The following is an 11,185-nucleotide window of genomic DNA, read 5'->3' as shown; positions in this document are numbered from 1 at the left end:
GCTTCCGCGGCATCTCAGGCGCGCCCGCTCATGGCTTTGTGCGCGCTCGTCCCGAGTTGCAGGTAGTCCGGGTCAGTGGCTGTGAACTTGCTTCCGGACGGGAGAAATCCGATCACCTGCGCGCGTCGAACCACGGTTGATGGGTGAACCAGCACCCACCAAGAGGAGGGAAGTCACATGAAGCGCATTCTCGCCGTCGGATCCATCGCCGCTCTTGCAGCCCTCGGCCTCGCAAGTCCGGCCAGTGCTGCACCAGCGGAGGCCGCGTGCTTCGGCCAGGTTCACAAGACCGTGAACAGCGGCGGCCTCGCCGGGTTCGACAACGTCGGCGAACTCGTCCAGGCCCTCGGCGGCCAGGGGAAGAACGCGGCCGCGAGGGGTCTCTGCTAGACCGCGGCTCCTTCACCAGGGATGGCGGCTCGGGTCGTGATACCCGAGCCGCCCGGTCATGGCGTTCCAGTCCTCGTCATTGCTGCGTGGTCGGGGCTGCGCTGGTCGGAGCTACGTGAGGTGCGGGTGCGCGACTTCGTCCGCGTCCCGCTGCCAGTGCTCCTGATCAGCCGTTCCGCACCTGAGGGCGGTGAGGGGTGTCGACCCAGTGACCGTCCAGGCCTGGCTCGGACACGCCTCGATCGCTACGACGAGCATCTACCTGCACCACCTCGGATCGTCGCGGACCGGGCCGGACTGGAGCGTCTGAACGCTCCAGGGGCGGCGGGGGTGCGCCAGAGCGGAGGGGTCGAGGATGACGAAGACGAAACCCCGCCTCGCCTGCGGTGTTTCCGCTGGTGGCGCGGATCCGCATGGCATGGCCACGGACTCCCTCGCGTTTCCAGCAGGGACGACGGGACGACGTCGATGGAACACTTTGGGGTCGCGGCGCGTGTATGAAGGTGAGATCGGAGCGATGCCGAGTGGAGTGTCGCCCGGTTGCGGGAGCTGCGGTGGAGATCGAGTCGTTCGACGAGTTCTACCTCGGCACGCGTGCGACGCTTCTGGGTCAGTTGACCGCGATGACCGCGGATCCCGAGGTGGCGAAGGAAGTCCTGCAGGAAGCCTATGCACAGGCGTGGCAACGATGGTCGCGTGTCTCCCGGCTCGACGATCCGACTGCGTGGGTACGCACGGTTGCGTGGCGCCGCTCGGTCTCGGTATTCCGTCGCCGGATGGTGGCCGACCGGTTCCTGCGCACTGTTGGGCGTACGCGGGCCGAGATTTCCCCAGGGTCCCCGTTGGAAGAGATGCTCGACGTCCGGGCCGCTCTGCGGCTCCTTCCGGACGCGCATCGTCGCACCCTGGTGCTTCACGATCTGTGCGGTCTGACGATGGAGCAGGTGGCGGACGAGACCGGTGTTTCGGTGGGGACGGTGAAGAGCCGGCTGTCTCGGGGGCGTGACGCGCTGCGTGCACATCTGGGAAGCGGCTACCGGAGCGAGGACGTGATCAGGTTCGGGGAGGAGACGACATGAGCGATCTCACGCCGATGCTCCAGGAGGTGGCCGAGAGCACGGACGCCACGGAGATGCTCGCGCCACCCGAGATCCGCCGAGCCGGCGAGCGACGCCGCAGGCGACTCGTCGCGGCGACGGCGACGTGTGCGGTTGTGGGCACGGTTGCCGCCGGACTGCTCGTCAGAGGGGTCACCCGGGACCCGGAGTCGGTCGGCCCCGTCGGCCACCCTGACCCGAGCACGAGCGCGGAGGCGGATGACCGGATCGGCTTCGTCGGCCTACCACCGCCGGGAACCGCGCCGACCGGGCCCGCCACCGGCCAGCTCGTCGCGGCGGCGGAGTTCTGGATGGGCACCTGGGTCTACGCCGACGGCCGCATCATCAACGTGGACAACAACGGCACCGACGACCGATTCCAGGGCTATGTGGTCCGTCGGCTGACACCCTCGGGAGTGGAGGCCATGCGTTCGCACCTTCTCGAGGCCTCGCCGCGCCTGACCCCCCTCTCGGACAACGGTGGTCGCCTGATCGTGCGGGTCGATGGTCGCCTGATGGAGGACCGGAACTACACCGGCTGCTGGAGCGCCGGCCAGTCCAGGTACTGTCCCGAATTCTCCCACCCGGAGGACTGGCTGCCCGCCAGCGCCTGGGAAGACCCGACCTTCCGCCCCTTCGTCCCGCATTCGTACGGGATCGGCCTGATGGACCTCCGTCGCTCAGGTCCGGCCGAGCTCCTGCCCACCGAAGCGGCCGACATCCTGCTGGCCACCCCCGCAATCGAATCGGACCGAGAAGGAACCAGCTGGGTGGTCCCCACCTCCGTCGCCAGGGAGCTGGCAGACGTCATGGACCGTGCCGGCTCCGACTACGTGCGTGAGGAGTCGCAGGGCCTCGTCTACACACTCAGGTCCGACCCCGGCACCCTGGACTTCCAGCTGTCGGTCGGGCCCGTGCTCCCGCACACCTACGATCCCGACTACTGCTGGACGTCGAATCCGTGCTGATCCGGGGTGACCCACCGTGTCGAGGCCGGTGGTGGACCGAGGGTGGTGGCGGCAGGGACGCGGACGAGTTCTTTCGTCGACTTCGTGCGGGCCGCCCCTTCGCCCTGCGCACGGCTCTCCCGGCCCGGGACTGAGATCATGCACGCCACGAGCCCGTCCCGGTCGGGTCCGAGCGGTCTGCTTTCGCGCGGCCGTCGGAGGGTGAGTGGTCCAGCCGCAGTACCACTCACAGGTAGTTGCCCAGCGAGGCCCACGCCTGAGCCGCCTGCTCGCGCCGGCAGCCGTCGATCCACCCTTGCAGCACATCAGGGCTGCGCTGGGCATCCCCCAGCGGGGCCAGGCACGTGCGGACGTCCACGTCCTCGTCCGGAGCGGCGACGGACTGCCCGGCCGGCAGCGCCAGCATCGTCAGGACTGCTGCGCTGGAACCGACCGCCATCCGCGTCCTCGACATCGTGCGCGACAGGGGTCCCGGACCGGTTGCACCAACAGGGAGCGTGGTCCGGCGGCAGGTCTTCTCAGAGGTCTTCGCGCCCCAGGGTCGCCTCGATGGGCGCCGGCGCTGTGTGTATGTGTTCATGCCCCTCACGGTGACCCTCGAGGGGTGGTGCGGGCATCGGGGCTGACCTCAGTGTCCGGCGCCGGTGACTGTGGCTGGCCTCAGGTCGCTGAGCGCAGGTAGGCAAGCACGGCCTGGACCCTGCGGTTCGACAACGGGTCGGCGTCGAGCCCGAGCTTCTGGAAGATCAGCTTCGTGTGCGCTTCTACGGTGCGTTCCGTGACGGTGATCCGCTCGGCCACCGCGCGGTTGGACAGGCCCTCGGCCAGCAGGGCGAGCACCTCCCGCTCCCTTTCCGTCAGGACGTCGAGCGGGTCGGTGCGTCGACGTCGGCCGACGAGGCGAGCGACGATCGTCGGGTCGACCACGCACTCGCCGTCGACGATCCTGCTCAGCGCGTCGACGAGCACGGCGGTGTCCGAGACTCGTTCCTTGAGCAGGTACCCCACGCCTTCCGGATGATCGTCGATCAGCCGCATGGCATAGGCCGGTTCGACGTAGCTCGACAGCACCAGCACGCCGGTGCCCGGGAGGTCCGCCCCGATCCGGGCAGCAGCCACGAGTCCCTCGTCACTGTGCGTCGGAGGCATCCGGATGTCGAGCACGACCACGTCGGGTCGGTTCACCAAGGTCTCGCGCAGCGTGGAGTCCAGGTCGTGGGCCTCGCCAACGACCTCGCATCCGGCCTCGGCAAGCAACCGGACCAGGCCCGCCCGGGTGAACAGCACGTCGTCCGCCACTACGACGCGCACGGGATCACCGCCCGTAGTCGGTCCGGCGCCACCACGACGTGACCACCAGCGCCAGCGACCCGGTCCTCGACGGATCTGAACGGGCCGGGCCCGGCTCCCCGCACCTCGACCACGAGATCGCCCGCGACCTCGGTCAGCGTGACGGTGACGCCCTGCGAGCCATCGGCTGCCGCGGCGGCGACGGCATCCCGGACGACGACGTACGCCGTGCGCTCGACGCTCGGTGGCAGTCGCCCGTCCAGATCCTCCTGGACGTCGACCGGCACGGGAGCACGGTCGGCGAGCGTCGCCAGCGCGGGTGCGAGTCCCGCCTCCTCGAGGACGGCAGGGTGAATGCCGTGGGCCAGATCGCGCAGCTCGGCGAGGGCGGTCCGCGACTCCGCCTCTGCCGAGGCCAGCACCGTCCTCGCCTCGGGGTCTCGAGCGCCAGCGACCGCTCGGCGCAGGTCGAAGGAGAGGGCCAACATGCGCTGCTGCGCCCCGTCGTGCAGGTTCCGCTCGAGCTGGCGACGTTCGGCGTCGCCGGTCTCCACCACCCGTGCCCGGGACGCCCGCAGGTCGGCGAGCTGCGCCAGACCCTCGGAGCGCAGCCGCTCGTTGTCCAGCGCGAGCATCAACGCCGTCCCCATGACCGACCGGACGGCATCGCCGCCGGTGGCGTCCGGGTCGTGCAGCACCACGGCCAGCTCATGCCCGTCGCGGAGTACTGGCAACGCGCCCGGTCCGTAGTGGGGCGGATCGACATGCCGACCCTCTGCGTCGGCATAGCCGCCCGACGACGGCAACCGGTACACCACCCGCACGCTGGGATCACCGGTTGCGGCGGCGATGACCCGAGCAACGGTACCCGCCGCCACGGCGTCGCCGAGCCCCCTGACCAGGTGGGCGACCCCGCGCCTGGTCCAGCGGTCGAGCAACGGACCATAGGCCCAGGCCGCTGCGACGAGCACCACCGCCACGACGAGCGCGAGGTAGAGACCCGCGTCGAGCGACGTTCGCGGGTCCACGCGAGGTCGACGCCATCTGGCCACCGACTGTGTCAGCAACACGCCGCCGAGCACCATGGCGGCCACGATGGCCGGGCCGCGCAACCGAACGGCCGCACGCGTGGCCACGGTTGTCCAACTGATCACGAGCCCGACAAGAGCAGCCCCCGTGATTGCCGTCACCAGCAGCCAGGCAGCCGCGACCCTGTGGCCGAGGTCGGGTTGTGCCGCGACCAGCAGGACGTTCTTGATCGTGCACGTGTTCCAGCAGTCCTCGTCGAGGAACGGGTCATAGAACAGCGCGTGGAGGACGGCGACCACCCCGGCGCCGGCGTACAACGCCGTCAGAGGAGCCCGCATCCGCCGGAGTTGCCTCGCGGCGGCCAAGACCGCATGGGCGAGGAGGGGAACCAGCAGTGGTGCGAGCACGACCCCCACAGTGGCGACGAACTGCGGGCCGTCGTACCAACCCGCCCAGTCCTGGGTGGTCCACACCGCCGCGGCCAGCGCGAGCGCGACGAGACCCGGCCGCGCCGGCTCGAGCAGCAACCCGACCACGCACGCCCCCAGCAGGGCCAGGGCAGCAACCACGTCGGCCGCCGCCAGCCGGGGCGAGACACTGGCGTACGTCGTCAGCCGTTCATGGCTGCGTGGCACCAGTGCCAGCGCGACCGCCGTGCCGACGACCGCCGACCAGACCACGAGCCGCCCCACGGTGGACATGCCACATGTTCGCACCGCTCCGTGGCGGTGGCCATGGTCACTGTGGCTGGCACGCATGCGGCGGGCGGGTGCCCAGGTGCATCATCAAGTGTGCGCACTATCGTGGCCCTGCTCTCGGCACTGCTGCTTGCCGCATGCACCCAGTCGGTGGTCGACAAGGCCGGCGGGCCAGGACCGGTGATCACGTTGAAGCTCGCCACCTCGGACTACCGGGGTGGTCCGCAGGACTCCCAGATCAAGCACTTCGCCGAGGCAGTCGCAGACCGGTCGGCCGGCCGGCTGCACGTCCGGACGACCTACGTCGCCACGGGCGATCGAGAGGCCGACTTCGACCAGCAGGTGGCGCGCCGGGTCCAGGACGGGACCTTCGACCTCGGCGTCGTGCCCGCGCGAAGCTGGGACGACCTCGGCGTCGAGGGGTTGCGGGCGCTGCAGACCCCCTTCCTGCTGGACAGTGACGACCTCGTCGACCGCGTCGTCGACGGTGACCTGGCAGAGCCGCTGCTCGCCAGCCTCGAGGGCACCGGCGTCCGTGGCCTCGCCCTCTGGCCGGAGACGCTGCGTCATCCCGTCGGGTTCGGCACTCCCCTGCTCACCCTCGCCGACTTCCGGGGTGCGCGGATCCAGGCGCCGTACTCACGCGACGTCTACGCCATGCTCCGCGCACCCGGCAGCCACCCCGTGTGGCTGGACGGTCAGGACGTCAACGACGCGTACGAGGAGGGCTCCCTGGCCGGAGCGGAGTCCGGGGCAGACAGGAGCTTCGGGCCGCCAGCGACGCTCACGGCCGACGTGACCCTCTACGGCAAGATCGACACCCTCGTCGTCAACGACAGCACCTGGAACCGCCTCCCCGACGACGCCCGGACGGCGCTCACCGAGGCTGCACGCAGCACCCGCGACTCGCTGGTCCAGACCCGCCCCCGGGAGGGGGAGCTGCTCTACGCCGCCTGCGCGGAGGGCAAGGGGGTCGCCATGGCCGGGCCGGCGGCGGTCGCCGAGATCAAACGGTCGACCGCGCCCCTCCGCGCGCAGATGCTGGCCGACCCGCAGGTCGGCCCGACCATCCGGCGGATCGAGGCACTCAAGGCCGACGGGTCAGTCGCGCCCGTGGTGATCACCCAGTGCCGGAGCAGCGGCGCGGCTACCGACATCGGTACACCCATCGACCCGGCTGTCCTGGACGGCACCTACCGGACCACGTTCACCGAGAAGGAGCTCCTCGACATCGGCGTCGCCGAGCAGGACGTCAAGCAGATCACCGGCGCCCCGTGGACGATCACGCTCGACGGTGGACACTACTCGGACCTGGAGTCCGACTGCACGGCGACCTACCGGGTGTCACGGGCCATGATCTCCTTCAACTGGGACCCCGGCGTCCGGTGTTCCGGCAACTGGAGTGCGCACTGGGATGTCAACGACGGTGGGCTCCGGTTCCTGCGGGTGCAGTCGGCGTACGCCGGAGACCGCGCCGTCTGGGGCCTGCATGAGTGGGTGCGGCTCCGATGACGTGGAACACGGCCCCCACTCAGGAGCCGGTCGGCACCCACGCCTCCAGACATGTGCCCGAGTGGTCGGACGCCACGCTCAGCTCACCTCCGAGGGCCTGGACACGATCCGCCAAGCCGCGTAGCCCGGAGCCGCGCGAGTCGGCACCACCGGCGCCGTCGTCGATCACGCTCACCCGGACGTGTTTGCCCTCGCCGGTCAACCGGATCGACGCCGCCCGCGCCTGCGCATGCCGTGCGACGTTGGTGAGCCCCTCCGCGCATACGTAGTACAGCGTCTCGGACACCTCCTCCGGCACCTCCGGGACGTCCACCTCGACCGATACGGGGATCGGGGCCGACGCAGCCAGCTCGGTGACCGCCCCCGCGAGACCGGACGCACGCAGCGCCATCGGATGCAGCCCGCGGGCCAGGTCGCGCAAGTCCGAGGCGACCTGCCTGGCCTGGTTGCGTGCCACGTCGACAAGGCCGTCCTGTGTGCCCGCGGCGGGTACGGCGTCCAGCAACGCCTCCACCCGCTCCAGCCGGGCGCTCGGACCGAGGCTCAGCTCTGCCTCCAGCCGGCGGCGCTCCTCGATGCCAGCCGACACGATCCGGCGGCGGGAAGCGCGTACCTGGGCTGCCTGCCGCTCCACGTCGGCCTGCAGCCGGGCGTTGGCCGAGGTCAGGGCCGCCGCCGTCGCCACGGCTTCCACCAGCACAGGATCGGCGAGGACTGCCGGGTCGTGCGTGATGAACCCGAAGACCTGCCCGTCCCTTGACAGCGGAGTGACCGTGCGCCCCTCCCCCCGGTCGAGGCTGGTCGGCGCTCCGCGAGCGTCGACGAAGCCGGTACCGGCGACGTAGACAACCTGGAGGGCGGGATCGCCCACCGCCCTCGCCAGCGCGTCTCGCAAGCTCTGCGAGGGCGCCACGCTCAGCCCGACCACCAGGTCGGCCACGTCGACGCGCCGTGATCGGATGAGCCGGGCCACGAGGGCGGCCGCCAGGATCAGCAGGCACCCGTCGTACCAGAGCAGGGCGCCTCCCGCAGCCGACGCCGGGAGCAGCATTCGGGCCAGCGTCGGGCCGGCGAGCGCGGCAGTCAGGGCCGCGACGGGCAGCACGTCGACCGTCATGCGCCGCTGCTGCAGCGTGACCGCAACCAGACCGGCGGCCACGCCCAGGGTCACCAGCGGGCTGCGCGCCAGAGGCGCCACGGCGGAGACGGCGTACCCGAGCACCACTGCGGCCAGCACGATCCGCGAGCGCGGTCGACCGCTTGGCAGCGTGAGGTCGGCGTGGAGGAGTGGGCCACGGTGGAGGTACGTCGCACTCGCTGCCGCGACCCCTGCGACCCCAGGCAACCCGCCGAGGTTGCCGATGAACCACGAGCCGCCCGCCAGCGCCAGCAGTGCCGCAGGCAGGCGTGCCCTCCCGTATCGCCACACCAGCAGTCCCCCGAGCAGGAATGCGGTGCCGACGGCCAGGTCCGCGACGACGTAGACGAAGGGGCCCATCACGACTCACCGAGAAGTTCCACGAGCCGGTCGACCGAGATGTCGACCTTCGGCACGAACCCCCGCACCGGCGCCGATGCCAGGCGGTCCTGGAAGACGGTCGCGTCGTGGCTCGACGTCAACACCACTGCGGGGCGGGCTTCCAGTCCGGCCAGTGACTCAGCAACGGCGAACCCATCACCGTCGGGCAGCCTGATGTCGAGAAGGACCAGCTCCGGCTCGAGGGCCGTCGCCAGGCGGATGGCGTCCATCGCGCCCGTGGCTTCGCCCACCACCACGAAGTCAGGCGAGGACAGCAGCTCGCGAGCTGCCCGCCGGAAGTCGGGATGATCGTCCACGATCAGCAGCGACCACGCCATGTGCCGATCATCGCCGCAACCGGCGCTGAGGACACTGATGCTGCCACGAATATGTCGAAGGGAATCTCGTGCATCGGTGACGGCACGCCAGCGACCTCACGGCGGCATCACGGGGAGTCAGACATCGACTCCAGGTTTCATGCTCTGACGCCGCTCCGTGTCTGGTCCCCGCGGGGCACCCGCTACCACGCAGCCGTCGAGCCGAATCCCGTGCAACACCACGACGTCGCCGTCGGGCGTCGAAGGCCCCAACGTTGCACCACGGCCCAACCCAACCGGCCCGGCTGTTGTACACGGCGCGAAGGCGCCGCCGCCCCTTCCCCCACGAGGAGCGGCGCCCTTGCTGGCGCACAAGGCGCCGCCCGGAGGTATCCACTGGGAGACCGGGCGGCGCACGCGGACCCGAGATCTGCGTAAGTCCCGAGAACGCAACTTCTACGTACCCCGGCAAACCGACGACCTACCTCACCCCTAGGGATGCTTCTGGCTGCGGCAGATTGCGCGCCACTGTGCTGGCGGTGGCGGGAACGCGCTCTCAACGCTGGCGCGTCCATCTGGGGGACCCAGGCTCGGCGTGACGGGTCGCGCGGACCGACGACGCCGGCCCGCCACGCTCAAGCCCCGACAGACCTCAACACGATGTCTAGATACTTGTTGAAGAATCCGATCCACATCGCCGGTGGCTGCGAACGACTGACAAGGATTCTTCGACCTCGAGAGGACCACACCGATGATGCGCATCCTTGCCGTAGCCGGCTTCACCGGCCTGGCCGCACTTGCCCCCTTGTCCCCTCCCGCCGCCGCGGCCGCCGCCGACGCCACGGTGACGGTGCTGCACGCCGTGCCGGGCCTCACCGTCGACGTCTACGCCAACGGCGACGAGATCCTCCCGGACTTCGAGCCCGGCACGCTCACCGACCCCCTGTCCCTGCCCGCCGGCTCCTACGACCTGCAGGTCTTCGCTGCCGGGGACGACCCGGCCACCGCCGACCCGGCCATCGAGGCCTCGGGGGTCGAGCTCGGTGCGGGCGCGAACGCCACCGTGGTGGCTCACCTCGATGCCCAGGGAAATCCGGTGCTCACCCCCTACGTCAACGACACCTCGCCGACCAAGCCCGGCGAGGCGCGCCTGGTGGTGCGGCACGACGCTGCCGCACCGGCCGTCGACGTCCGAGCCGACGGGGACGTGGTCTTCGAGGGCCTGGCCAACCCGGACGAGCAGTCCGCCGACCTACCGGCCGGGACGTACTCCGCCGACGTCACCCTCACCGGCGAGGACCAGGCCGTCCTCGGTCCCACGGACGTGACCCTCACCGAGGGGACCTCGACGATCGTGTACGCGTGGGGCTCTGCCGACGATGACAACCTGGCCCTGGCCGTGCAGACCATCGACGGTCTGCACTCCTCCCCGACCAGCGTCCCCGGCGGCCAGACCGGAGCGGCCGAGGCGTCAGCCTCGGCACCGTGGTGGACCGTCGCGCTCGTCTCTGCCTCGGCCGTCGGGCTGCTGGTGGCGCTCGTGCGGCTCGCGCCCGCACGCGTCCGCCGCTAGCTCGTCGTGGCGACACCCGTCGCCGGACCGGCCCGGTGGCTACTGCTGCTTCTTGCATCGGCCGCCGGGCTGGCCCTCGGGGCGCAGGCCTTGCACGCCGGCAGGGACGACCCGACCGACGTGCGCGGCCGAGCCGCTGTCGCGGACGCCGGCACGCAGCAGCCCGGAGCGAACGGCCTCCTCGGTCACGGCACCGGACCCACGGCCGACCCGGCCCCGGACCGGGTGGGTCGGTCCTCCGCCGCCATCGAGGGCCAGGCCGCCGGCGCTGCCACTCCGGATGGTGGACTCCCAGCAAGGCTGGAGATCCCTGCGCTGGGGGTCGACATGGTCGTCAGGCCCGCGGGCGTCACGGCCACCGGCGCCATGGAGCTCCCCGCCGATCCCGCGGTGATCGGCTGGTACCGCTACGGTCCAGCTCCGGAAACCCCGGGTTCTGCGGTGCTCGCGGGTCACGTCGACTCCCGCCGGTACGGCGTGGGTCCCTTGGCCCGGCTCTCCGCGATCACGGCCGGCGAGCGGATCCGGGTGGTCCTCGGATCGGGGTCCCGGCGCCCGTACCGGGTCGACAGCATCGAGCGGTTCGACCGACAGGCACTTCCCGACGAGGTCTTTGCCCGAACCGGACCCGAGCGTCTGCGTATCGTCACCTGCACCGGCCCGTACCTCGAGGACGCGGGCGGCTACCTGCAGAACCTGGTCATCACGGCGCTACCAGACCTGGTGCGATCTGGGCGATGAACCGCCGCACCAGCGGCGGGGTGGCCAGGGAGCTGACTTTCGACCCGCCTC

11 protein-coding genes are annotated in these 11,185 nt (G+C 70.8%); 6 read left to right on the top strand and 5 right to left on the bottom strand.

Translation table 11 applies throughout. The features are described 5' to 3' along the window. The first annotated feature begins 177 nt into the window (after positions 1-177). From EKO23_RS14065 to EKO23_RS14050, 3 genes are all read left to right on the top strand, one after another. Entirely contained in the window at positions 178-390 is a 213-nt protein-coding gene (locus EKO23_RS14065) for a hypothetical protein (RefSeq protein WP_134718337.1), read from the top strand. A gap of 554 nt (positions 391-944) precedes the next feature. Then, positions 945-1,469 carry a sigma-70 family RNA polymerase sigma factor gene (locus EKO23_RS14055; protein ID WP_217702626.1) on the top strand — a complete coding sequence of 175 codons (525 nt, stop codon included), beginning with the start codon at positions 945-947 and terminating at the stop codon, positions 1,467-1,469. Positions 1,470-1,798: 329 nt separating this feature from the next. Next, positions 1,799-2,455, top strand: coding sequence for a hypothetical protein (locus EKO23_RS14050; protein WP_134718335.1), 657 nt, complete (start codon positions 1,799-1,801; stop codon positions 2,453-2,455). A 226-nt stretch (positions 2,456-2,681) separates the two neighbouring features. Here EKO23_RS14050 and EKO23_RS14045 read toward each other — a convergent pair whose 3' ends face one another. The 3 genes from EKO23_RS14045 to EKO23_RS14035 all read right to left on the bottom strand — a co-directional run bounded on the left by EKO23_RS14045 (position 2,682) and on the right by EKO23_RS14035 (position 5,475). Further along, entirely contained in the window at positions 2,682-2,894 is a 213-nt protein-coding gene (locus EKO23_RS14045) for a hypothetical protein (RefSeq protein WP_134718333.1), read from the bottom strand. A 221-nt stretch (positions 2,895-3,115) separates the two neighbouring features. Then, positions 3,116-3,766 carry a response regulator transcription factor gene (locus EKO23_RS14040; protein ID WP_134718331.1) on the bottom strand — a complete coding sequence of 217 codons (651 nt, stop codon included), beginning with the start codon at positions 3,764-3,766 and terminating at the stop codon, positions 3,116-3,118. Beyond that, positions 3,754-5,475 (bottom strand): sensor histidine kinase, encoded by a 1,722-nt coding sequence (locus EKO23_RS14035; protein WP_134718329.1) that lies wholly within the window; start codon positions 5,473-5,475, stop codon positions 3,754-3,756. The genes EKO23_RS14040 and EKO23_RS14035 overlap by 13 nt, the downstream gene beginning before the upstream one ends. A 90-nt stretch (positions 5,476-5,565) precedes the next feature. On the opposite strand from EKO23_RS14035, the gene EKO23_RS14030 reads away from it, so the two are divergent. Further along, complete coding sequence (locus EKO23_RS14030) at positions 5,566-6,984, top strand: TRAP transporter substrate-binding protein (RefSeq protein ID WP_167880474.1); 1,419 nt, start codon at positions 5,566-5,568, stop codon at positions 6,982-6,984. A 19-nt stretch (positions 6,985-7,003) separates the two neighbouring features. On the opposite strand, the gene EKO23_RS14025 is transcribed toward EKO23_RS14030, so the two are convergent. Together EKO23_RS14025 and EKO23_RS14020 are read right to left on the bottom strand one after the other, a co-directional pair. Then, a complete protein-coding gene (locus tag EKO23_RS14025) occupies positions 7,004-8,482 on the bottom strand; it encodes a sensor histidine kinase (RefSeq protein WP_134718325.1) in 1,479 nt (492 codons plus the stop codon). Then, complete coding sequence (locus EKO23_RS14020; RefSeq protein WP_134718323.1) at positions 8,482-8,841, bottom strand: LytR/AlgR family response regulator transcription factor; 360 nt, start codon at positions 8,839-8,841, stop codon at positions 8,482-8,484. Before EKO23_RS14020 ends, EKO23_RS14025 begins: the two co-directional genes overlap by 1 nt. Before the next feature lie 730 nt (positions 8,842-9,571). Here EKO23_RS14020 and EKO23_RS14015 point away from each other — a divergent pair. Continuing rightward, positions 9,572-10,393, top strand: a complete 822-nt coding sequence (locus EKO23_RS14015) for a DUF4397 domain-containing protein (RefSeq protein ID WP_217702625.1) — start codon at positions 9,572-9,574, stop codon at positions 10,391-10,393. Positions 10,394-10,399: 6 nt separating this feature from the next. Next, on the top strand, positions 10,400-11,134 hold the full coding sequence (locus EKO23_RS14010) for a class F sortase (RefSeq protein ID WP_134718321.1): 735 nt from the start codon (positions 10,400-10,402) through the stop codon (positions 11,132-11,134). Positions 11,135-11,185 lie beyond the last annotated feature (51 nt).

The organism is Nocardioides guangzhouensis (assembly GCF_004519545.1).
Classification (GTDB): domain Bacteria; phylum Actinomycetota; class Actinomycetes; order Propionibacteriales; family Nocardioidaceae; genus Nocardioides; species Nocardioides guangzhouensis.
The sequence above is the reverse complement of the archived record's forward strand: the minus strand, read 5'-3'. Positions and strand labels throughout refer to the sequence as shown.

Coding starts and splice junctions, on each gene's coding strand:
- EKO23_RS14065 (WP_134718337.1), top strand. CDS start 178: ATGAAGCGCATTCTCGCCGTCGGATCCATCGCCGCTCTTGCAGCCCTC.
- EKO23_RS14050 (WP_134718335.1), top strand. CDS start 1,799: ATGGGCACCTGGGTCTACGCCGACGGCCGCATCATCAACGTGGACAAC.
- EKO23_RS14045 (WP_134718333.1), bottom strand. CDS start 2,894: ATGGCGGTCGGTTCCAGCGCAGCAGTCCTGACGATGCTGGCGCTGCCG.
- EKO23_RS14035 (WP_134718329.1), bottom strand. CDS start 5,475: ATGTCCACCGTGGGGCGGCTCGTGGTCTGGTCGGCGGTCGTCGGCACG.
- EKO23_RS14025 (WP_134718325.1), bottom strand. CDS start 8,482: ATGGGCCCCTTCGTCTACGTCGTCGCGGACCTGGCCGTCGGCACCGCA.
- EKO23_RS14020 (WP_134718323.1), bottom strand. CDS start 8,841: ATGGCGTGGTCGCTGCTGATCGTGGACGATCATCCCGACTTCCGGCGG.
- EKO23_RS14015 (WP_217702625.1), top strand. CDS start 9,572: ATGATGCGCATCCTTGCCGTAGCCGGCTTCACCGGCCTGGCCGCACTT.